The following is a 20,029-nucleotide window of genomic DNA, read 5'->3' as shown; positions in this document are numbered from 1 at the left end:
GGTTCCCTGTCTCAGCGCGCGCATCGCCGCTTTGTCGCGGCTTCATCGGTGTTCTCGGCCATCGGTCTTGATCCGGATCAAGTCGATGCGGGGCGGAGTCTAGGAATCGCTGCCGGCATCTGGCAGATGCCGCGAAGCGTGGCGCGATAACCCACCGTTATCATCCCGGCGCATGAAGCTCACGAACTTGCGGGCGATCGTCGCCGCGGTGGAGGAAGGCAGCCTGCGATCGGCGGCGCGTCGCATCGGGGTGTCGCAGCCGGCGCTGACGAAGATGGTCCGGGAGCTCGAACGCGAGCTGGAGACGACGCTGCTGCTGCGCTCGACGACCGGCGTGCTGGCGACGGCGCAGGGCATGGTCCTGTACGAGCGCGCGCTGGCCGCGGACCGCGAGCTCTCCCATGCCCGCGATCAGATCCAGCAGCTGAGCGGCCGCATGACGGGTTCGCTGACCATCGGCGCGGTGCCGCTGGCGGTGATGCTGCTGGTGCCGGAGGCGCTGCGCACCTTCGGCGCCGAGTTCCCCGACATCCAGCTGCGCATCGTGGAGGAGCTCTACATCGCGCAGCTCACGCGCGTGCGCAAGGGCGAGGTGGACATCGCGCTCGGCCCCTTGCCCGATCAGCTGCCGCGCGGCGAATGCGCGGTCGAATCGCTGATGCCGATCGACATGGTGGTCGTGGTGCGCAAGGGCAATGCGCTGGCGCGATCGAAGCAGCTCGCCGATCTGGCCGAAGCGCGCTGGGTCTACACCGGTGCGACCGAAGCGACGGGGCTGGCGCGCACGCTCTTCGAGACCCACGGCCTGCCGCCGCCGCCCGCCGGGGCGGTGGTCAATTCGACGCTGGGGCTGCTGTCCGTGATCGCGAGCGGCAACTGCGTCGGCCTGCTGCCGCGGCAGATCGCGGGGCATCCGTTCGCCGCGCAGTTCCTGCAGGTGGTGCCCGTGAAGGAAGCGCCGCTGCGCCTGACGCTCGGCGCGATGGCGCGCAACGATGCGGCCGTGAAGCCGGCGGTGCGGCACTTCATGGCGCACCTGCACCGCGCGGCCTACGTCATCACACACGGTCGCGCTTGAGTACTTCCACCGCCGCTGGCCCTCACCCCCACCCTCTCCCGCAAGCGGGAGAGGGAGCAAGAAGCGCTTCAGCTTTGCCACCGCCATGCCGGAACTGAATAGCAGCTAGTCCAGGCCATAACTTGGACGACGTGGCGGGGCTCTCCACAATGCACCGCAGTCGGCCCGGCAGGGCAACGCCATGCCGCGGTCGTTCCCAGCGAACCAGAGAGCCCCATGATCATCGACGTCCACGGTCACTACACCACCGCTCCCGCCGCGCTCGGCGCCTGGCGCGACCTGCAGATCGCCGGCCTGAAGGACCCGTCGCGGGCGCCGAAGGCCAGCGACCTGAAGATCTCCGACGACGAGCTGCGCGAGTCCATCGAGACCAATCAGCTGAAGAAGATGAAGGAGCGCGGCTCCGACCTGACGATCTTCAGCCCACGCGCCAGCTTCATGGCGCATCACATCGGCGACTTCCAGACCTCCGCCACCTGGGCGGCGATCTGCAACGAGCTCTGCGCGCGCGTCGCCGAGCTCTTCCCCGAGCACTTCGTCGGCGCGGCGATGCTGCCGCAGAGCCCGGGCGTCGATCCGGCGAGCTGCATCCCGGAACTCGAGAAGTGCGTCAAGGACTACGGCTTCGTCGGCATCAACCTGAACCCCGATCCGTCCGGCGGCCATTGGACGAGCCCGCCGCTGACCGACCGCCACTGGTACCCGCTCTACGAGAAGATGGTCGAGCTGGACATCCCCGCGATGGTCCACGTCAGCACCAGCTGCAACGCGTGTTTCCACACCACCGGCGCGCATTACCTGAACGCGGACACGACGGCCTTCATGCAGTGCCTGACCGGCGACCTGTTCAAGGACTTCCCGACGCTGAAGTTCCTGATCCCGCACGGCGGCGGCGCGGTGCCGTACCACTGGGGACGCTTCCGCGGGCTGGCGCAGGAGCTCAAGAAGCCTTTGCTCGACGAGCATCTGCTGAACAACATCTTCTTCGACACCTGCGTCTATCACCAGCCGGGCATCGACCTGCTGACGGCCGTGATCCCGGTGAAGAACGTGCTGTTCGCGTCCGAGATGATCGGCGCGGTGCGCGGCATCGATCCGGAGACCGGGCACTACTTCGACGACACCAAGCGCTACATCGCCGCCACGCCCCACCTCAACGACGAGGAACGCCACCTCGTCTACGAGGGCAACGCGCGGCGCGTGTTCTCGCGGCTGGACGCACGGTTGAAGGCGCAGGGCCGCTGAGCGTCGAGGCATGCGGCGGCGCGAAGTTCATAAGGATTCGCGCTGACGCCGCACGCCGGTGCTGCGACACTCCTGGGCACGCTTTCTGCTTCGTGCCCGGGATGAGCGCCACACCTGACGACACCACACCGCCGCCTTCCCCCGCGATCGCCGAGCCGCTCGCCGACCTGGCGATCCGCTCCCACACGGCCTTCGAGGACGCGCAGGCGATCTTCACCGGGACGCTGTTCGTGTCGCTGGCGCTGATCCTGTTCGCGCAGGTCGGGCTGCTGACCGGCGGCACCGCGGGCGCGGCCTTCGTGCTGCACTACGCGACCGGCGTCAGCCTGGGCAAGCTGTTCTTCCTGATCAACCTGCCGTTCTACTGGTTCGCGTGGACGCGCATGGGGCGCGAATTCACGGTGAAGACCTTCATCTCGATCGCCTTGCTGTCGGTGCTGACCGAGTTCTCGCCCAAGCTCTTCGCCATCGACCGCATCCATCCGGCCTACGCCGCGATCCTCGGCGGGGCGCTGCTGGGCTCGGGCTGCCTGTTCCTGGCGCGGCATCGCGCCAGCCTCGGCGGCGCCACCATCGTGTCGCTCTACCTGCAGAAGGCCAAGGGCTGGCGCGCCGGCAAGGTGCAGATGGCGATGGACTGCGCGATCGTGCTGCTCGCGCTCACGGTCGTGGATCCGGAGCGGGTCGCGTACTCGGTGCTCGCCGCGGTGGTGATGAATCTCTTCATCGCCGTCAACCACAAGCCGGGACGCTACGCGGTGCTGTGACCGCGCGCCGTGACCGGGGCAGGTCCGGCGCGTGAGGCGCCGGGCCGCGCGCGGCCGTGCCCAGCCAGGGGTATCAACCTAGGGGTGCCAACCTAGGGGTTCCGGGAGGTCCTAGGGATGGGCCGCCGGCGAGGGTCTGCCTAGTCTGGCTCACGGCTTCTTCACGGCTCGATTCCGGGCGGTGGCCGCAATGCGAGATTCGCAGGAGGTGCCCATGCCCACACGCCAGTTGATGCTCACCCAGCTCAAGTGCGTCGACGACACCAGCGAGGGCGGCGACGACTCGCCCTATGTGCTGGTCTTCATGGCGCACCGCAACGTGCCCGGCGGCAAGCTGCACCGCGTGCGCGATTCCGATTGGGACGACGACTTCAATGTCGGCTCGGTCGACAACACGCGGCGCATCATCGACGAATCGGAAGCCGGCGGCGCCTTCGTCTTCGTGTTCATGCTCGAGGAGGACTGGGATGCGGACCTGGGCGGCGGCGGGGTGCTGCAGTTGATGATGCAGACCATCTGGAACAACTTCGGCCAGAGCGGCTGGAGCAATCTGACGCCGGCCCAGTTGCGGTCGGTCGTCGGTCCCAAGCTGTCGAGCATCGTGTCCAGTTCCCTGTCCAACGACGAGTACCTCGGCTGGCACAGCTTCGTCGTGCCGACGGTGACGACGGAAACGCCGCTCACGCCGCTGAACTTCAGCGGCGACGGCGGCACCTACAAGCTCACGTTCACGGTGAGGATCAAGGGCGGATGACGCCGCTCGACACGCACCGTGAAGGGAACCGGTCTCCTGGGCCTCCCTAGCCCGGCGTCCCGGCCTGCCGGCGGCGGAACTCCGCGGTCGGCAGGCCGCCGACGCCCCAGTTGTCGAGCTCGACCTCGTCGATGACGACGAAGGTCATGTGATGGGGCTTGCCCATCACCTCGAACAGCAGATCGCTGACACCCTGGATCAGGGCCGCCTTCTGCTCGGGCGTGGTGGCGCTGGCGCCGGGGGCGGTGCCCTCGCGGGTCACCTTGATGTTGACGTAGGGCATGGTGGGCTCCTTGGTCTGCCGAGCCGGGCTCGGCTCGTGGGGATCGGTCGGGGACGGGAGAGGCTCAGCGGCCGGCGTGCTGGCCGCCGTCGACGTTGAGCAACTCGCCGGTGACGAAGCCGGCGCGCTCCAGATACAGCACCGCGTCGACGATGTCGCTGATCTCGCCCATGCGGCCCATCGGGTGCAGCGCGGCCAGGAAGTCGTGCGTCTCCGGCGCGTGCATCGGCGTCTTGATCACGCCGGGACGGACCGCGTTCACGCGGACGCCGGTCTTGGCGTATTCGATCGCCAGCGAACGCGTCACCGCGTCCAGCCCGCCCTTGGTCAGGCCGGCCAGGCCGGTAGGCACCGCGGCGATCGGCTGGTCGACCAGCGTGGTCGTGATCGTCACGACGTGGCCGCTCTTCTGCTGCAGCATCTGCGGCAGCGCCAGCTGCGTGACGTGGAAGAAGCCCGCGACGTTGACGGCGATCGCGTCCTGGAAGTCCTGCGGCGTGTACTCGACGAACGGCTTGGCGATGAAGACGCCGGCGTTGTTGATCAGCGTGTCGATGCGGCCGAAGCGGTCGAGCGCGGTCTGCACGACGCGTTGCGCGACGAGGCGGTCGCCGATGTGGCCGGGCACGGCGACCACGCCGGCGTCGTCGCCCTGCTGGATGTGGCGCGAGTTGGCGACGACGGCGTAGCCCTGTGCGCGATAGGCGGCGACGAGCGCGGCGCCGATGCCTTGCGAGGCGCCGGTGACGATGGCGACCTTCTGTGCGGTGGTGCTGGAAACGGTGGACATGGAAAGGCTCCTGTTCATGCGGGATCCGGAGGATCCGGGTGGGTCGGGACGCCGTGGCGGTCGGAGATCGTTCGGCGTTGGACAGAAGGTTAGGAGCCGGGCCTTCCGCGCGGTAGCCGCTATCCTGTCTCAATGGCTGATCAAAAACGCACAGGAATCCGTGGGGGCGTCGACTGGGAGGACCTGCGCGTGTTCCTCGCGCTGGGCCGCCACGGCAGCCTGTCGGCGGCGGCGCGGGCGCTGACGGTCAATCACGCGACGATCTCGCGGCGCATCCAGGCGCTGGAGGACAGCCTCGGCGAGAAGCTTGTCGATCGTCGGCCCGACGGCTACGTGCTGACGGCGGCGGGGCGGCGCGCGTTGGCGGCGGCGAGCGACATGGAGTCCGCGGCCCAGTCGCTCGCGCGCGAAGGCGGTGGCGGAAACGGAGGCGACGGCGCGGTGCGCGGACTGGTGCGGGTGAACGCGCCGCCGGCGCTGTCGCAGGGTTTCCTGATCGACCGGCTGGCGCGGCTCGCGGTGCTGCATCCAGGGCTGGATGTCGATCTCGCGACGGACCTGCGGGCGGTGAGCCTCGACCGGCACCAGGCGGACATCGCGGTGCGCCTCACGCGGCCGCGCGACGGCGACTTCATCGCGAAGCCGCTGGGCACGATGGGCTTCGGCTTCTACGGCACGCCGTCGGTCTGCGAGGCGGCGGAGGCCGGCGCGGCGCCGGTGTTCGTCGGCTTCGACGAGGAGAACGCCGATATGCCCGACGCGACCTGGCTGGCGCAGCGCTTCCCGCGCGCCAGGGTCGCGTTCCGCGCCAACAACCACATGTCGCAGGCCATCGCGGCAAGGACCGGCGCGGGCCTGGCGGTGCTGCCGCATTACATCGGGCGGCAGGTGCCCGGGCTGCGTGCGTGCGCGCTGGCGCCGGTGCGCGATCCGCGGGAGATGTGGCTGCTGATCCGCGGGCAGGACCGGAAGGACCGGGCGATCCGCACGGTGGCAGATCACCTGCAACAGGTGTTCGAAGAAGAGAAGGCGCTGTTTCTGCCGTGATGCCTTGGTGATCCCGTGATGCGGTGAACCGCCGCGATTCGCGGATCCTCAGGTCGACGCAAGTTCCTGGAGATTCAACAGCCGGCGCACGCTGTCTTCGTCCTCGCGCGTCGCCGGCTGGTAGACCACCATGCCGAGGTCGGGCCGCTGATCGACGGAGAACGCCGAGTACTCGAAGGCGATCAGCCCGACGGTCGGATGCCGCAGCCGCTTCACGCCCTCGCCGAAGGCCTTCACGTCGTGCTCGCGCCAGAACTTCTCGAACTCGGGGCTGCGCGCGCTGACTTCGCGCACCAGGGCCTCGACCCTGGCCGTGTCGCCGACTCGCGCGGAGTCCGCGCGGAACGCCGCCACCACGAAACGCGCGACGCTTTCCCAATCGTCCTGCGCCGCCCGCACGCGCGGGTTGCAGAAGATCAGCTTCACGATGTTGCGCTGCTCCGGCGGCAGCGTGCTGTAGTCGGTGAGCACGGCGCTTGCCGCGCGATTCCAACCGACGACGTCCCACAGCGGCGTCTTCACGATCGCCGGGCTCAGCGTGAGCGCGTCCAGCACGCGCTGCAGCCGCGGCGTGACGCCGGCGGCCTCAGGCGCGCGGATCTCGGGCGCGCGTCCGAAGGCGAGCAGGAAGAGGTGCTCGCGCTCGACGTCCGTCAGCAGCAGCGCGGTGGCGATGCGCTCGAGCACGACCTCCGACGGCGCACCGCCACGCCCCTGCTCCAACCACGTGTACCAGGTCGGGCTCACGTGGGGCGCGTTGGGCCACCTCCTCGCGGCGCAGGCCCGGCGTGCGCCGACGCGTCATCGGCAGGCCGAGCGCGGCGGGGTCGAGTCGCTCGCGGCGATCGCGCAGGTAGGCGCCGAGCGGGTTGTCCTTCGGCGCGTGCATGTGGATCTGCGCGGCAGCCGCGGGCAACGGCGAGGGCATGTCCGCGCGAGGCTCGGAAGGCTCGGGGGACTCGGGACGAAACACGGAGGGAAGGGGAAAGACGCTGTTCATCCTGTTAGCCGCCATACCTGGATAAGGTCACTACTACACCGGGATGGATTCTGCGTTGACGATGCGTGGCATCAACTTTCGAGGGTTTCTCTCATGCGCGTTTTCGTCACTGGAGCCACGGGCTTCGTCGGGTCGGCGGTGGTCGATGAATTGATCGAGGCCGGCCATCAGGTGCTCGGGCTGGCGCGGTCGGAGGCGTCCGCGGAGGCGCTGGTCCGAGCCGGCGCCGACGTGCATCGCGGCACGATCGACGATCTGGACAGCCTGCGCTCGGGCGCGGCGTCGACCGACGCCGTCATCCACACCGCGTTCGATCACGACTTCTCCCGCTTCGCCGAGAACTGCCGGCGCGACAGCGTCGCCATCGAGGCGCTCGGCGAGGCACTGGTCGGATCGCAGCGTCCGCTGCTGGTGACGTCGGGGCTGGCGATGGCGGTGTCGGGGCGACTGGGTCACGAAGGGGATCCGTGCCTGCCCGTGTCCGACGGCTACCCGCGCGCGTCCGAGCCGACCGCCCTGGCGCTCGCGGCGCGCGGCGTCAACGCCGCCACGGTGCGTCTCTCGCCGACGGTGCACGGCGCGGGCGATCACGGCTTCGTGCCGATCCTCATCGACCTCGCGCGGCGCACGGGCCGGTCGGCCTACATCGGCGATGGCCAGAACGCGTGGAGCGCCGTGCATCGCCGCGATGCGGCGGTGGTGTTCCGGCGCGCGATCGAAGCGCCCCGCGCAGGTGCGCGCTGGCATGCGATCGCGGAAGAGCGGCTCGCATTCAAGGACATCGCGACCGCGATCGGCGGGCGTCTGGGCGTGCCGGTGGTGAGCCTCTCGCAGGACGAGGCCCAGGCGTACTTCGGTTGGTTCACGAAGTTCGCCGGGCTGAACCTCGCGGCGACCAGCATCGCCACGCGCGAGGCGCTCGGCTGGGCGCCGAAGCATCCGACGCTGGCGCAGGATCTCGACGAGGCGGGCTACTTCGACGTGAAGGCCTGAGGACAGCGGGCGAGCGCGTCTGCGGCGCGCGTCTGCGACTCGGTTCGAGAACACGAACCGCGGGTCCTTGCGATCGGGGCCGTGAAGCTCATGTCGGGGTCGTTGACGTTGCGCTACCTCATTCCCAGGGCATCTTCGGCTTCTTGACGCTCTGCAGCCAAGTTTGCGCGAGCACTTCGGCCTGGCGCTGTTCGTCTGCGGTGAGCGCGGGCACGGGCTTGGCGAATCCGTCGGGATTCCAGGAATCCTTCATCCGGTGTTTCTGGGCTTCGAACGCGATCTCGTAGGCGCGTGTCTCGATGCGGGTGAGTTCAAACAGGTCGGCATGTTTCGCGAGTTGCAGCGGCGCAATGTCATCGCCCTCGAGGAAGTCGGCTCGCAAGGCCTCGCCCAAGGGACGTCGTATCGATGACGGCGGATCGAAGTCGACGAGGCCGGCATAGATGATGGCAACCCCTCGCGCGCCACCGAGCAAGGCCCGTTCGGCAATCTCCTTTTCGCGAGCCATGAGATCCGGGGGAATGGATTGGCACTTCCGACCCTGCTCGTTGAAATGCCGCATCGCGGTGCCGTCCGTATCGCCGAAGAAACGGCCTTCCGACTTCATCTTCTCCATGATCTGCAGGAGCTCCGGATTGAAGCGGCACATCGACATGAGCTTGACCGCTGCGCCGAGCTGCTTCGGCGTGCCGCCGTTGACGGCCGCGATCACGATCTGGCCGTAGTCCCGCATCGCGGCGGAGGCGCCGATACCCGGTGTCGGGACGGCAAAGGATGCCTTGCCGGCGCTGGCCGCGCCTGAACGCGGCGGGGGCGCTTGGCGGCGCCGCCGCCTGCGGGAGCGCGGCCTCGCTGGCCGATCGTCCCGGCGTGCCCGGTGTGATCGCCGCCGGCATGTCAGAGGACACCTGCTCCGCCGACGAGGGATCGGCCCGGAAGTAGGTGGTGGCCGCCGCGACGCCGATCATGAGCAGCACGCCGCCCGCGAGGAGGGCTCTGCGTCCATGGGCCTTCGGACGTTCGTTCAAGGCGCTCATCCAGTCCGTCGCTTCGGTGGTTTGCGTTCCTGCTTGAGGCGCTCCGCGAGCGTTTCGGCCTCGCGGATCTCCTCCTCGGACATGTCGCGGAACGGGCCTTCCTGGAAGATCGTCTCGCGTATCCGCCGGATCTCTTCCGGCGATTCGGAGATGGCCACCAGGAGGTAGGCGCGCGCTTCCGTCTTGGACATGCCCAACTTCATGCCGTTGAAGCCAAGTTCATCGGGGAGGTGGCGGGCGCCATCGCGGAAATCGGTCTTCATCGCGTCCAGCAGCCGATCCCGCATCGGCTCGGGCGGACGGTAGTCGACGGAACGGCCGTAGATCAACGACACGCCGCTCACGCCCGCCTCCACCGCGCGCGCCGCGAGGGCGCCGCGCTGTGCCTGCATCTCCGGTGTGATCGACTTGCATTGGGCTTCGAGCCACTCGGCGGCGGCGATCCTGCCGTTGCGCTGCGCATCCGGCAGTCCCGATCTCCTGGCGTCGCCCGGCAGGTCGTACAACGAGGTCTCCAGACAGGTCTGCAGCACGAACGCGGCCTCGCCGGCCTGCTTCGGCGTTCCGCCGTGCATGCCGATCAGCACGATCTGGCCGAAGTCCTGCATCTCGGGCGGCTTGAATGCCGGGTCTGTCCTGGCTGTGGCGCCGCTCGCCGCGGCTGGAGCCGGGGTGGGGGCTGGCGCCGCCTTCTCGGGCTTCGCGGCGTCGGGCTCGGAGGCGCGCTGCGGTACGGAGGCCGGCGGCTGAGCAACGGTGGGCGGGGTGGCCGTCGCGGCCTGCACGGCCTTCGGCGATTCGGGCCAGAGCTGCACGGCAATCGCTGCGCCGGTCAGCAGCAGCCCGCTCGCCACGATCCAGCGGCGTGGGTGATTCATCTTCCTGACTCCCTGCGATGCGGTCGTCCGCCGCATTGACGCCGTGGATGTTATCGACGCAGGAAGCAGAAAGGCCGACGCCCCCCATCGGAGGGAACGTCGGCCTTGCGGTGCATCGGGGGTCGGGTCATGCGCGCAGGCACGCGCGCAGGACGCGCTCGATCACTTCGGTTGCTTGACGATGCGCAGGTAAGGCTTCGGCGCCTTCCAGCCTTCCGGGTAGATCGTCTTGGCTTCGTCGTCGGACACCGAGCCCGCGATGATCACGTCGTCGCCCTGTTTCCAGTTCACCGGCGTCGCGACGCGGTGCTTGGCGGTCAGCTGGATGGAGTCCAGCACGCGCAGGATCTCGTCGAAGTTGCGGCCCGTCGTCATCGGGTAGGTCAGCGTCAGCTTGATCTTCTTGTCCGGACCGACGATGAACACCGAACGCACCGTCGCGTTCGTCGCCGCCGTGCGGCCTTCCGACGTGCCCGGCTCCTCGGCCGGCAGCATGTTGTAGAGCTTGGCCACCGCCAGGTCGGTGTCGCCGATCATCGGGTAGTTCACCGCGGCGCCCTGTGTCTCCTCGATGTCCGCGGCCCACTTCGCGTGGTTCTCGACCGGGTCGATCGACAGGCCGATCAGCTTGGCGTTGCGCTTGGTGAACTCGGGCTCGATCTTGGCCATGTAGCCCAGTTCGGTCGTGCACACCGGCGTGAAGTCCTTCGGATGCGAGAACAGGACGGCCCAGCTGTCGCCGATCCAGCTGTGGAAATCGATCTCCCCCTGCGTGGTCTTGGCGGTGAAGTTCGGGGCGATGTCGTTGATGCGCAGAGACATGGTGGGCTCCAAGGTTGAAAGTGCCGTCGCCCTCGTGGACGATCGGACAGGCCGGGCGATTCTCGTCGTCAATCCAGCCGTCGGGGGCGTCCGGCAGGGGGGAGCGACATTCTTGTCCTCCAGATTGACGACGGGCAGAGTCTGCCCAATGGCCTTACTCGACCAGCGACTTTACTCATGCGCGGAGCGAATGCTCACTGGCCGAAGGTCCAGTTCGCGCCGACTGTCCACCAGCCTTCCTTCGGCGCATGCGCCGTGGCGGTGGTCCGCGCGAAGCTCAGGTCCAGCGTCAGCCGGTCGTTAAGCGTGCGGCGCAGGCCGAGTCGCGTCAGCGGGCGCTGGCCATCGTGGAAGTGCTCGGCCAGCGCCTGCCAGTCCGGCGTCATCTGCCACTCGGCGGCGATGCCGCGTTGGGTGAGATCGTCCGCGCCCTTGCGCAGGGTGCGTCCCACGTTCACATGGAAGGCCAGGTCCTCGCGCGGCGTCCAGGTCAGCGGCACCAGCAAGGATTGTTGCGAGCGCGGGGTCTGGTCTTGCCACCCCAGCGCCGTGACCAGGCCGATCGCCAGTTGCGGCGTCAGTCCGGTCGCCCATTTGAGCTGCACGCCATGCAGGTGGAGCGAGGAGGCCGACCGGGCGGTCTCGCGGTCGACGTTGAGTTCGGCTTCGGCGCCGAGCAGGTTGCAGCCGAGGCCGGCGTGTTGAAGCTGGCGGCGGTCGAGGTTCGAGCGCTCGGCCCAGAGTTCGAGATTGCACTGGCCGGATTCGACGATCGCGGCGTCGTCGACGGCGTGGTGTCCGCCCGCGGCGAAGGTGGGGGCAGGCAGCAGCAGGCCGGCCAGCAGGGCCAGCAGGAAGAAGGGCATGGAAAGACTCCTGCGCGCACTGTCCCTCACACCCGTTGAGGTGTGATGACGGCGCGGTTCAAGATGGATCGGATCGGGTGAGTCGTCGCGCATTGGCGACGGTTGCCTCGGAAAGGCGATCGATGCGACAGGAGAAGAAGGTCGGCGCGACGCTGCGCGCCACCGGAGCCGGGTCAGCGCGTCAGTCGTGCGACGGCCGTTCCGGCTCGCGTCGCGATGGGACTGGGGGCACTGTCCACGAGGGGCTCCAAGGGATGAAAGGAGTGGATTGTGGCACCGGTCAAAAAAACTATCGCTCCGATTGACCCGGACTGTTGCCGCTCTCACTGAGCGAGTTCTAGACTCGACCGCGCTCGCACGCTGCAGGCGGACTAGCGGACTGATCCCCAAGGTTCAACTCAGGAGGAAGACATGTCAGGCGAATCGAAGTGCCCGTTCTCGGGCGGAACCCACCACCATGCGGTGGCAGGCACCAAAGGCAACCGGGACTGGTGGCCCGAACAGCTCAACCTCTCCATCCTGTCGCTGCACTCGTCCAAGACGAATCCGATGGGCGAGGACTTCAAGTACGCGCATGAGTTCCAGACCCTCGACCTCGACGCCGTCGTCAAGGACCTGACCGCGCTGATGACGGACTCCCAGGACTGGTGGCCCGCCGATTACGGCCACTACGGGCCGTTCTTCATCCGCATGGCCTGGCACTCCGCCGGCACCTACCGCGTGCAGGACGGCCGCGGCGGCGCCGGCACCGGCGCCCAGCGCTTCGCGCCGCTCAACAGCTGGCCCGACAACGGCAACCTCGACAAGGCCCGCCGCCTGCTCTGGCCGATCAAGCAGAAGTACGGCCGCAAGCTGTCCTGGGCCGACCTGATGATCCTGGCGGGCAACGTCGCGCTGGAATCGATGGGCTTCAAGACCTTCGGCTTCGCCGGCGGGCGCACCGACGTCTGGGAACCCGAGACCGACGTCTTCTGGGGCCCCGAGACCACGTGGCTCGGCGATGAACGCTATGCGGGCGATCGCGACCTCGCGAACCCGCTGGCGGCCGTGCAGATGGGCCTCATCTACGTGAACCCGGAAGGCCCCGAACGGCAATCCCGATCCGGCCGCGTCGGCGCGCGACATCCGCGAGACCTTCAAGCGCATGGCGATGAACGACGAGGAGACCGTCGCGCTGGTCGCCGGCGGTCACACCTTCGGCAAGGCGCACGGGGCGGGCGAGGTCCACCACGTCGGCGCGATGCCCGAGGGCGGGGACGTCGAGGACCAGGGCCTGGGCTGGAAGAACAAGCTCGGCGAAGGCATGGGCGTCTATACGATCACCAGCGGCATCGAGGGCGCCTGGACGCCGACGCCGACGAAGTGGGACAACAGCTTCTTCGAAACGCTGTTCGGCTTCGAGTGGGAACTGACCAAGAGCCCCGCCGGCGCGCACCAATGGACGCCCAAGGGCGGCGCGGGTGCGGGCACGGTGCCCGACGCGCACGACAAGAACCGCAAGCATGCGCCGATGATGACGACGGCCGACCTCGCGCTGCGCGTCGACCCGGCCTACGAGAAGATCTCCCGCCGCTACAAGGACAACCCGGCCGAGCTGGCCGATGCGTTCGCGCGCGCCTGGTACAAGCTGACGCACCGCGACATGGGCCCGCTGTCGCGCTACCTTGGCAAGCTGGTGCCGAAGGAAGAATTGATCTGGCAAGACCCGGTCCCCAAGGTCGATCATCCGCTGGTCGACGACCAGGACGTCACCGCCCTCAAGGCCAAGCTGCTGGCCAGCGGCCTGACCGTGCAGCAACTGGTGTCGACGGCGTGGGCCTCGGCCGCGACCTTCCGCAGCGGTGACAAGCGCGGCGGCGCCAACGGCGCGCGGATCCGCCTCGCCCCGCAGAAGGAATGGCTGGTGAACCAGCCCAGCGAGCTCGAGAAGGTCTTGAGCAAGCTGGAAACGGTGCGCAAGGAGTTCAACGCGTCCGCGGCCGGCGGCAAGAAGATCTCGCTGGCCGACCTGATCGTGCTGGGCGGCTCCGCCGGCATCGAGGCGGCGGCGAAGCAGGGCGGGCATGACGTCGTCGTGCCCTTCACGGCGGGCCGCACCGATGCGTCGCAGGACCAGACCGACGTCGAATCCATGGCCTACCTGGAGCCCGCCGCCGACGGCTTCCGGAACTACGTGCGCAAGGACCTGGTCAAGCACACGGCGGAGCTGCTGATCGACAAGGCCCAGCTGCTGTCGCTGAGCGCGCCGGAACTGACGGCGCTGGTCGGCGGCATGCGGGTGCTGGACACCAACGTCGGCCACACGAAGCACGGCGTCCTCACGACGCGGCCCGGGACCCTGAGCAACGACTTCTTCGTCAACCTGCTGGACATGCGGACGCGTTGGCAGAAGTCGACGAGCGACGACGGCGTGCTCGAGGGCCGGGACCGCACGTCCGGCGCCGCGAAGTGGACCGCCACGACGGCGGACCTGGTGTTCGGTTCGAACTCGCAACTGCGCGCGCTGGCCGAGGTCTACGCGTCCAAGGACGGCGAGAAGGTGCTGGTCAATGACTTCGTCAAGGCCTGGACCCGGGTGATGAACCTGGACCGCTACGACCTGATCTGAGCGGACGCGGGGCCGCCCACCCGGGAGGGTCGGCGGCCCCAGCTTCCCGGGTGGGCGGCTGTAGGCAATCTGGCTACGGTGTAGGCAAATCGGCTACACCTCGGGCTCGGCGGCCTCGCCCGCTGACCCTTTGGAACGTTTGGTTCCAGAATTCTTTCCAATCGTTTCCTAAGATGGTGGGATGGACGTCCCTTCCAAGAAGCCGGGCCACCGGCAGTTCCCCACTTCGATGATCGTTGCCGCCCTCCTGGCGTTGGGTCTGGGTGCGTGCGGTGGTGGCGGCAGCGATGCGCCGGCCCCCGATCCCGTCACGACGCCCACCAACCCGACCAATCCCACGAACCCGACCGGCCCGGGGCCGACGGATCCTCCCCTCGTCGCCGGCACCTGCGACCTGCCCAATTTCAAGCAGGACCTGCTCACCCGCATCAACGCGCTGCGCGCGTCGGGCGCGAGCTGCGGGACCTCGGGGAACTTCCCCGCCGTGGGGCCGGTGGTCTGGAACGACAAGCTGACCGCGGCCGCGGACGCCCACGCGCTGGACATGGCGACGAAGAACTACTTCAGCCACGACAGCCAGGACGGACGCAGCTTCTCCACCCGCATCACCAACGCGGGCTACGCCTGGGCCGCCGCCGGCGAGAACATCGCCGCCGGACAGCAGACCGTCGAGTCGGTCATGAACTCGTGGCGCAACAGCGCGGGCCATTGCGCCAACCTGATGTCGGCGAACTTCGTCGACGTCGGCGTCGCCTGCCGGCCGGCGGCTTCGTCGGCCAACACGTACAGCAAGTACTGGGTGATGGACCTGGGCAAGCCTCGGTAATCGGCGCCTCGCAGTACGCGCAGCACCACCACTCCCGTAAGCGCGGGAGAGCGTTGGAAGGCTTCAGTACTTTTACCGCCGCTGCCCCTCACCCCCCACCCTCTCCCGCAAGCGGGAGAGGGAGCAAGACAGGTTCAGACCTTCGCGTAACGCGGCGCCGGCACGCTGGTCGACAGGCCGCCGAACATCGCCTGGCGCGCGCCCTCGTAGGCCTGCCATTGCGACTCGTCGTGCAGCGCCGGGATCGTGATCAGCTCGCCGCGGTCGAAGCCGACCAGCGAGGCGTCGACCATGTCCTCGGCGCTCATCACGATCTCCTGCGGCAGGTGCTCCACCGGCCGGCCGCCGATGGCCCAGAAGTCCGTGGCCGTCGCGCCAGGCAGCACCGCCTGCACGCGCAGGCCCTTGGCACCGAGTTCATGCTGCAGCGACTGGCTGAACGCCACCACGAAGGCCTTGCTGCCGCCGTAGACGCCGTTCAAGATCTCCGGCGCGATCGCCGCGATGCTGGCGATGTTGATCACCGCGCCCTGGCCGCGCGCCACGAAGCCCGGGACCGCTGCGTAGGTCAGCCGCGTCAGCGCCGTGACGTTGAGCTCCACCATCTGCGTCATGCGGTCGACGTCGCTCTCCAGCAGCGGCGTGTGCGTGCCGATCCCGGCGTTGTTGACGAGCAGCGTGATGCTCGCGTCCTCGCGCAGCTTGTCTTCGACGCGCCGGCGCTGCACCGCATCTCCCAGATCGGCATCGAGGACCTCGACGGCCCGACCGTACTTCGTCGTCAGGGCGTCGGCGAGCGCGCTCAGACGGTCACGCTGGCGGGCGACGAGGATCAGCTCATAGCCGCGCTGCGCGAGACGGTCGGCGTACACGGCGCCGATGCCGGTGGACGCGCCGGTGATGAGGGCGGTGCCCGGGCGGGTGGCGGGGGACGTGGTCATGGAGGACTCCTTCGATGAAAGCCTAAAGCCGGTATTGGCTGAAAGTACGTCCATGGTAGGAATCAGGTCGCATGGCGTAAATGACGTAGAAGGGTATGATTCGTGCCATGCATCGCATCGGTTATGTCCTCAACGAAGGCTTCCAGCTGTTGGCGCTGGGCACGCAGGCCGTGTTCGAGTACGCCAACCTCGTGGCCGGCCCCCCGTTCTACGAGATGGCCTGCTATTCGCCAGGCGGTGGCGAGGTGCGCTCATCGATGGGCGTGACCGTGTCGACGCGGCCGTTGACTTCGGCGACGCGCGCGGACACCTGGATCGTGGCCGGCGTGTCGGATCCCATCGAGGTGGGGCCGCCCGAGGAGGTGCTGCGCTTCCTCCAGCGCGCGGATCGTCACGCGCGCCGCATCGCCGCGGTCTGCACGGGGGCCTTCGTGCTCGCGGAGGCCGGGCTGCTGGACGGCCGGCGTGCCACGACGCACTGGCACTTCGCGCGGGCCATGCAGGAGCGCCATCCCGACATCGACGTCGACAGTGACCGCATCTTCATCGTCGACGGCCCGGTGTGGACCTCGGCCGGCATGACGGCGGGACTGGACCTGGCGCTGGCGATGGTCGAGAAGGACCTCGGCGACGAGCTCGCGCGCTCCGTCGCGCACAAGCTGGTGATGCAGCAGCGCCGCAGCGGCGGGCAGTCCCAGCATTCGGAGATGCTGGACCTCGCGCCCAAGTCGGACCGCATCCAGCACGCGCTGAGCTATGCGCGCTCCAATCTGGCGAAGACGCTGTCGGTCGAGGAACTGGCCGAGGTGGCCGCCCTCAGCCCGCGCCAGTTCAGCCGCGTGTTCACGGCGGAGACCGGGATGCCGCCAGCCAAGGCCGTCGAAGGGCTGCGGCTCGAGGCGGCGCGACTGATGATCGAGCAGAGCCGGCATTCGCTCGACGTCGTCGCGCGCGAGTCCGGCTTCCGTGATCGACGCCACCTCCGCGAGGTCTACGTCCGGCATTTCGGCGTGCCGCCGCAGGCGGTGCGACGGAGCGCTCGAGCGACCGACTGAAGCCGCGCGTGTCTCAGCTGCGCGCCGGTCGCCGCACGGCGCGCAGCTTCCCGCTGTTGCCGCCGCCGCAATAGAACAGTCCGGCACCGTCCGACTCCAACCCGCTGACGCCGATGTTCGCCGGCATGGCCAGGCGCTCGATCACGGCGCCGTCCACCGGGTCCACGCGGCGCAATTCGCTCTCGTCGCCTTCCCAGGTGCCGTGCCACAGCTCGCCGTCCACCCAGGTCACGCCGGTGACGAAGCGGTTGGACTCGATCGTGCGCCGTACCGCGCCGGTCTCGGGGTCGATCTGCACGATCCTGCGATCACGGTACTGGCCGACCCACAGGCTGCCCTCCGCCCAGGTGAGCCCGGAGTCGCTCCCTTGACCCGACGGCGCGGGGATGGACCCGACGACGCGGCCGTTCTCCCGGGTCGATCTTCTGGATCCGCGAATCAGCGATCTGGTAGAGGTGGCGCCCGTCGAATGCCGTCCCGGCATCCGCCGCGCAGGGCAGCGTGCGCTGGACCTCGCCGGTGGCCGGATCGATCGCCAGCAGGCCCAGCGCCGTCGCGGCCCAGACGCGGTCGCCGTCGTGGCTCACGCCATGCACGGCGGGCGCGCCGGGGTAGGGGCCGAACTCGCGCATGACCTCGGCTTCATGGGCCGCGGGCAGGTGCGCGTTGGACGCCATGCACGCCTCGGCATGAGGATCGCAAGCGGTGTGGGTGGGCGCAGTCGTCGTGGTCATCGTGTTCTCCTGTACGGCGAAACCGTCGCCGCATGGACCTCAATCTATCCAGCGGGCGGCAGAGCGGGGAGTAACAAGATCGTCGCGATTCCCGTCATCGGCGGCGCCAGCCAGCGCTTCGCGCGGGCCTGGCCGAGCGCGCGCACGCGCCCCGCGGCTTCGAGTTCCGCCAGCGCGCGCTGCACGGTCCGCTGGCTCGCGCCGAGCGCCAAGGCCAGCGCCGAGGTCGACCACGGCGCGCCATCGGCCAGCAGGGCCTGCAAGGACGCGAGCTCGCCTTCGATCGGGGGGACGAGGACCACGGCGGAGCGATTTTCCGAACGCTTGTCCGCGAGGCCGCCGACGGTGACATCGACGGCGCTGGCGCCGTCCAGGCGAAGCGCGAAGCCCGCCGGCGTCGCCTCGATGCGGGCGACCGGGGCCACCAGCGCGCGCAGCCGGCCGAGCTCGACGCGCAGTCGCGCGCGATGCGTCTCGTCCGGATGCTTCGTCCGGAAGGCCCGCAGGATCAGCGTCTCCCGCCCGACGTCGCCGGGCCAGGCTTCGGCCAGCACGCGAGCGAGCGTGAACAGCATCGGCCGCCGGGCAAGATCGATGGCCAGGCCCGTGCCGCGGATCGCGCGGCGGCAGGCATCGACCACCAGGGCCGGCGATCGGAGCAGGTCCTCGACCTCGTCGAGTGTCAACGCCCGAGCTTCGCCCGCATCGATGCGGCGGGCGACCGGCTGGTCGAGCGCGGCACGCAGCTCGACGGCCTCCGTGATCAGCGCCGGGACGCCGGACCGTCGAGCGGCCACGAGGGCGAGTTCGACCGCCCGCAGCGCGTCCCGGCTGCGCAACGAGCGCATCGCGAGTTCCGCCGCCGCGAGCGCCGCCATGGCCGTCAGCATCGGGGAAGGCCGCTCAGATCCGCGGCCGGCAGCGCCTGGGTGGCGTCGTCGAGCCGGCCGAGCAGCAGCAGGCGGCGCGCGGCGATCAGGCGGGCCTGCAAGGCGTTGGCGCGGTCGTCGTGCGCGTCGAGCGTCGCGGCGGCCTGCAGCAGCGGGCGCGTCGGATCCCCGAGATCGCGCATCGCCAGCGCGACCTCGGCCTCCGCCACGACACAGCGCGCGCGGGCGACAGCCTCTTTCGGCCCGAAGGCCTTGGCGGCCTGACGCAGCAGCTCGCGGGCGCGTGGATGCTCGCCGAGCTGCGCCATCGCGATGCCTCGCAGCGCAAGCGCCGGCGGATCGTCGCGCAGGGCCACCCGCTGCAGCGCGCTCAACGCATCCCCGGCGGCGAGGAAGCGGGCGGCGGCGGTGATCAGGGCGTCCATGGGGGCGGAGCTTAAGCGCCGGCGATGCGGGCCCCGACGCCCCGGAACTCAGGGAGACCCCTGGTCGGCATTCTCCGGAGGCCACGCATACACTCGTGCCCCATGGAACTGAAGATCGTCGTCTATTCGAAGTCCGCCTGCCCGCAATGCGACACGGCGAAGAGTCTGCTCAAGTCCCGCGGGATCGAGTATCAGGAGATCCTGATCGACGACGAGGCCGAGCGCCTGGCCTTCTACGAGAAGTGCGGCCCGTCCGTGCGCCAGATGCCGCAGGTGTTCATCAACGACCAGCGCGTCGGCGGCGTCACCGGCCTGCAGGCCGCGTTGAAGCAACTGGGCCGCTGAGCCCCGCGATCACTTCGCCGGCGCGATGCCCAGCAGGCCGTCGCGCGTGCTGCCGCGAACCTTCGGGCCGATCCAGACCTTCATCATCATCGGGAAGAAGCTCTCGCCCTGGATCGTGTCGCCGACCTTCTGGCCGTTGACGCTGAACTCCGTCGTCTGCTTCGCGGGGTCGTAGTCGATCGTGACCAGATCGCCCTTGAGCAGCTTCGCGCGGTTGCCGAAGACGACGCCCAGCTGCGAGGTCTGGATGATGTTCTTCGAGAACTCCTCGGCCGCGTTCTGGCGGATCCGGTCCAGCATCGCGTTGGCCAGGTCGCGCGAGGACACGTCGCGCATCATGTAGAAGGTGATGCGCTTGGCGCCCTTCTCGGCGACCGCGGCTTCCATCGTCGTCTGCTTCTTCGGCAGATAGAAGGCCACCGCCGTCGAGCGCGTCGACAGGATGCTCGATGTCGCGGCGCCGTTCAGCTGCAGCGTCTGGTTGTGCAGCAGCGCGGTGTCCTGGAACTTGAAGCCCTCGACTTCCACCTCCGCCGCGAAGGCGAACGAGGACATCGCGGCCAGGCCGATGAACAGGGTGTTCCGGAAGGAACGGACAAGGCTGGGACGGACAAGGGCGGAACGGTGCATGGATTGTCTCCTCGA

General features: G+C 68.9%; 17 protein-coding genes and 4 pseudogenes. 10 read left to right on the top strand and 11 right to left on the bottom strand.

Annotated features, from left to right (window positions below; all coding sequences use genetic code 11):
* Window positions 1–172: 172 nt before the first annotated feature.
* The 4 genes from ACFJIX_RS03455 to ACFJIX_RS03440 all read left to right on the top strand — a co-directional run bounded on the left by ACFJIX_RS03455 (window position 173) and on the right by ACFJIX_RS03440 (window position 3,844).
* Window positions 173–1,078: a LysR family transcriptional regulator gene (locus tag ACFJIX_RS03455; protein WP_377157771.1), complete on the top strand. Its 906-nt coding sequence runs from the start codon at window positions 173–175 to the stop codon at window positions 1,076–1,078.
* A gap of 216 nt (window positions 1,079–1,294) precedes the next feature.
* A complete protein-coding gene (locus ACFJIX_RS03450) occupies window positions 1,295–2,323 on the top strand; it encodes an amidohydrolase family protein (RefSeq protein ID WP_377157769.1) in 1,029 nt (342 codons plus the stop codon).
* A gap of 101 nt (window positions 2,324–2,424) precedes the next feature.
* Complete coding sequence (locus ACFJIX_RS03445; RefSeq protein WP_377157767.1) at window positions 2,425–3,090, top strand: YitT family protein; 666 nt, start codon at window positions 2,425–2,427, stop codon at window positions 3,088–3,090.
* Window positions 3,091–3,304: 214 nt separating this feature from the next.
* On the top strand, window positions 3,305–3,844 hold the full coding sequence (locus ACFJIX_RS03440; RefSeq protein ID WP_377157765.1) for a hypothetical protein: 540 nt from the start codon (window positions 3,305–3,307) through the stop codon (window positions 3,842–3,844).
* A gap of 46 nt (window positions 3,845–3,890) precedes the next feature.
* On the opposite strand, the gene ACFJIX_RS03435 is transcribed toward ACFJIX_RS03440, so the two are convergent.
* Together ACFJIX_RS03435 and ACFJIX_RS03430 are read right to left on the bottom strand one after the other, a co-directional pair.
* Window positions 3,891–4,127, bottom strand: coding sequence for a 4-oxalocrotonate tautomerase family protein (locus tag ACFJIX_RS03435; protein ID WP_377157763.1), 237 nt, complete (start codon window positions 4,125–4,127; stop codon window positions 3,891–3,893).
* A 64-nt stretch (window positions 4,128–4,191) separates the two neighbouring features.
* Window positions 4,192–4,917, bottom strand: coding sequence for an SDR family NAD(P)-dependent oxidoreductase (locus ACFJIX_RS03430; protein ID WP_377157762.1), 726 nt, complete (start codon window positions 4,915–4,917; stop codon window positions 4,192–4,194).
* A gap of 132 nt (window positions 4,918–5,049) precedes the next feature.
* On the opposite strand from ACFJIX_RS03430, the gene ACFJIX_RS03425 reads away from it, so the two are divergent.
* A complete protein-coding gene (locus tag ACFJIX_RS03425; RefSeq protein ID WP_377157761.1) occupies window positions 5,050–5,964 on the top strand; it encodes a LysR family transcriptional regulator in 915 nt (304 codons plus the stop codon).
* A gap of 48 nt (window positions 5,965–6,012) precedes the next feature.
* Here the strand turns inward: ACFJIX_RS03425 and ACFJIX_RS03420 are convergent.
* Window positions 6,013–6,853, bottom strand: a pseudogene (locus tag ACFJIX_RS03420) (helix-turn-helix transcriptional regulator).
* A 204-nt stretch (window positions 6,854–7,057) separates the two neighbouring features.
* Between ACFJIX_RS03420 and ACFJIX_RS03415 the strand changes: the two are divergent.
* Window positions 7,058–7,957: an SDR family oxidoreductase gene (locus ACFJIX_RS03415; protein ID WP_377157759.1), complete on the top strand. Its 900-nt coding sequence runs from the start codon at window positions 7,058–7,060 to the stop codon at window positions 7,955–7,957.
* Window positions 7,958–8,075: 118 nt separating this feature from the next.
* Here ACFJIX_RS03415 and ACFJIX_RS03410 read toward each other — a convergent pair whose 3' ends face one another.
* From ACFJIX_RS03410 to ACFJIX_RS03395, 4 genes are all read right to left on the bottom strand, one after another.
* Window positions 8,076–8,690, bottom strand: coding sequence for a hypothetical protein (locus tag ACFJIX_RS03410; protein WP_377157757.1), 615 nt, complete (start codon window positions 8,688–8,690; stop codon window positions 8,076–8,078).
* A 300-nt stretch (window positions 8,691–8,990) separates the two neighbouring features.
* Window positions 8,991–9,872 carry a hypothetical protein gene (locus ACFJIX_RS03405; protein ID WP_377157755.1) on the bottom strand — a complete coding sequence of 294 codons (882 nt, stop codon included), beginning with the start codon at window positions 9,870–9,872 and terminating at the stop codon, window positions 8,991–8,993.
* Between the two features lie 162 nt (window positions 9,873–10,034).
* Complete coding sequence (locus ACFJIX_RS03400; protein ID WP_377157753.1) at window positions 10,035–10,694, bottom strand: peroxiredoxin; 660 nt, start codon at window positions 10,692–10,694, stop codon at window positions 10,035–10,037.
* A gap of 194 nt (window positions 10,695–10,888) precedes the next feature.
* Window positions 10,889–11,560, bottom strand: coding sequence for a hypothetical protein (locus ACFJIX_RS03395; protein ID WP_377157752.1), 672 nt, complete (start codon window positions 11,558–11,560; stop codon window positions 10,889–10,891).
* Window positions 11,561–11,971: 411 nt separating this feature from the next.
* Here ACFJIX_RS03395 and katG point away from each other — a divergent pair.
* Window positions 11,972–14,168 (top strand): annotated as a pseudogene (gene katG, locus ACFJIX_RS03390) (catalase/peroxidase HPI).
* 181 nt (window positions 14,169–14,349) lie between these two features.
* Window positions 14,350–14,994, top strand: a complete 645-nt coding sequence (locus ACFJIX_RS03385; protein ID WP_377157750.1) for a CAP domain-containing protein — start codon at window positions 14,350–14,352, stop codon at window positions 14,992–14,994.
* Between the two features lie 134 nt (window positions 14,995–15,128).
* On the opposite strand, the gene ACFJIX_RS03380 is transcribed toward ACFJIX_RS03385, so the two are convergent.
* Window positions 15,129–15,935, bottom strand: a complete 807-nt coding sequence (locus ACFJIX_RS03380; RefSeq protein WP_377157748.1) for an SDR family NAD(P)-dependent oxidoreductase — start codon at window positions 15,933–15,935, stop codon at window positions 15,129–15,131.
* A gap of 107 nt (window positions 15,936–16,042) precedes the next feature.
* On the opposite strand from ACFJIX_RS03380, the gene ACFJIX_RS03375 reads away from it, so the two are divergent.
* Window positions 16,043–16,990 carry a GlxA family transcriptional regulator gene (locus ACFJIX_RS03375; RefSeq protein WP_377157747.1) on the top strand — a complete coding sequence of 316 codons (948 nt, stop codon included), beginning with the start codon at window positions 16,043–16,045 and terminating at the stop codon, window positions 16,988–16,990.
* A gap of 13 nt (window positions 16,991–17,003) precedes the next feature.
* Here the strand turns inward: ACFJIX_RS03375 and ACFJIX_RS03370 are convergent.
* Both ACFJIX_RS03370 and ACFJIX_RS03365 read right to left on the bottom strand, forming a co-directional pair.
* Window positions 17,004–17,667 (bottom strand): annotated as a pseudogene (locus ACFJIX_RS03370) (hypothetical protein).
* A gap of 101 nt (window positions 17,668–17,768) precedes the next feature.
* Window positions 17,769–19,039: pseudogene (locus ACFJIX_RS03365) on the bottom strand (helix-turn-helix domain-containing protein).
* A gap of 102 nt (window positions 19,040–19,141) precedes the next feature.
* Between ACFJIX_RS03365 and ACFJIX_RS03360 the strand changes: the two are divergent.
* The gene (locus ACFJIX_RS03360) at window positions 19,142–19,384 is read left to right on the top strand and encodes a glutaredoxin family protein (protein WP_377157746.1); all 243 of its coding nucleotides are present in this window, start codon (window positions 19,142–19,144) and stop codon (window positions 19,382–19,384) included.
* 9 nt (window positions 19,385–19,393) lie between these two features.
* Here ACFJIX_RS03360 and ACFJIX_RS03355 read toward each other — a convergent pair whose 3' ends face one another.
* The gene (locus ACFJIX_RS03355; RefSeq protein ID WP_377157744.1) at window positions 19,394–20,014 is read right to left on the bottom strand and encodes a chalcone isomerase family protein; all 621 of its coding nucleotides are present in this window, start codon (window positions 20,012–20,014) and stop codon (window positions 19,394–19,396) included.
* Window positions 20,015–20,029: the final 15 nt, after the last annotated feature.

Source organism: Roseateles sp. UC29_93, from assembly GCF_042695725.1.
GTDB lineage: Bacteria > Pseudomonadota > Gammaproteobacteria > Burkholderiales > Burkholderiaceae_C > Roseateles > Roseateles noduli_A.
This window is presented reverse-complemented; position numbering and strand designations above follow the sequence as displayed.

Excerpts from the sequence above, each read along its gene's own strand:
- ACFJIX_RS03455 (WP_377157771.1), top strand. The coding sequence starts at position 173 with ATGAAGCTCACGAACTTGCGGGCGATCGTCGCCGCGGTGGAGGAAGGC.
- ACFJIX_RS03450 (WP_377157769.1), top strand. The coding sequence starts at position 1,295 with ATGATCATCGACGTCCACGGTCACTACACCACCGCTCCCGCCGCGCTC.
- ACFJIX_RS03445 (WP_377157767.1), top strand. The coding sequence starts at position 2,425 with ATGAGCGCCACACCTGACGACACCACACCGCCGCCTTCCCCCGCGATC.
- ACFJIX_RS03440 (WP_377157765.1), top strand. The coding sequence starts at position 3,305 with ATGCCCACACGCCAGTTGATGCTCACCCAGCTCAAGTGCGTCGACGAC.
- ACFJIX_RS03435 (WP_377157763.1), bottom strand. The coding sequence starts at position 4,127 with ATGCCCTACGTCAACATCAAGGTGACCCGCGAGGGCACCGCCCCCGGC.
- ACFJIX_RS03430 (WP_377157762.1), bottom strand. The coding sequence starts at position 4,917 with ATGTCCACCGTTTCCAGCACCACCGCACAGAAGGTCGCCATCGTCACC.
- ACFJIX_RS03425 (WP_377157761.1), top strand. The coding sequence starts at position 5,050 with ATGGCTGATCAAAAACGCACAGGAATCCGTGGGGGCGTCGACTGGGAG.
- ACFJIX_RS03415 (WP_377157759.1), top strand. The coding sequence starts at position 7,058 with ATGCGCGTTTTCGTCACTGGAGCCACGGGCTTCGTCGGGTCGGCGGTG.
- ACFJIX_RS03410 (WP_377157757.1), bottom strand. The coding sequence starts at position 8,690 with ATGCGGGACTACGGCCAGATCGTGATCGCGGCCGTCAACGGCGGCACG.
- ACFJIX_RS03405 (WP_377157755.1), bottom strand. The coding sequence starts at position 9,872 with ATGAATCACCCACGCCGCTGGATCGTGGCGAGCGGGCTGCTGCTGACC.
- ACFJIX_RS03400 (WP_377157753.1), bottom strand. The coding sequence starts at position 10,694 with ATGTCTCTGCGCATCAACGACATCGCCCCGAACTTCACCGCCAAGACC.
- ACFJIX_RS03395 (WP_377157752.1), bottom strand. The coding sequence starts at position 11,560 with ATGCCCTTCTTCCTGCTGGCCCTGCTGGCCGGCCTGCTGCTGCCTGCC.
- ACFJIX_RS03385 (WP_377157750.1), top strand. The coding sequence starts at position 14,350 with ATGGACGTCCCTTCCAAGAAGCCGGGCCACCGGCAGTTCCCCACTTCG.
- ACFJIX_RS03380 (WP_377157748.1), bottom strand. The coding sequence starts at position 15,935 with ATGACCACGTCCCCCGCCACCCGCCCGGGCACCGCCCTCATCACCGGC.
- ACFJIX_RS03375 (WP_377157747.1), top strand. The coding sequence starts at position 16,043 with ATGCATCGCATCGGTTATGTCCTCAACGAAGGCTTCCAGCTGTTGGCG.
- ACFJIX_RS03360 (WP_377157746.1), top strand. The coding sequence starts at position 19,142 with ATGGAACTGAAGATCGTCGTCTATTCGAAGTCCGCCTGCCCGCAATGC.
- ACFJIX_RS03355 (WP_377157744.1), bottom strand. The coding sequence starts at position 20,014 with ATGCACCGTTCCGCCCTTGTCCGTCCCAGCCTTGTCCGTTCCTTCCGG.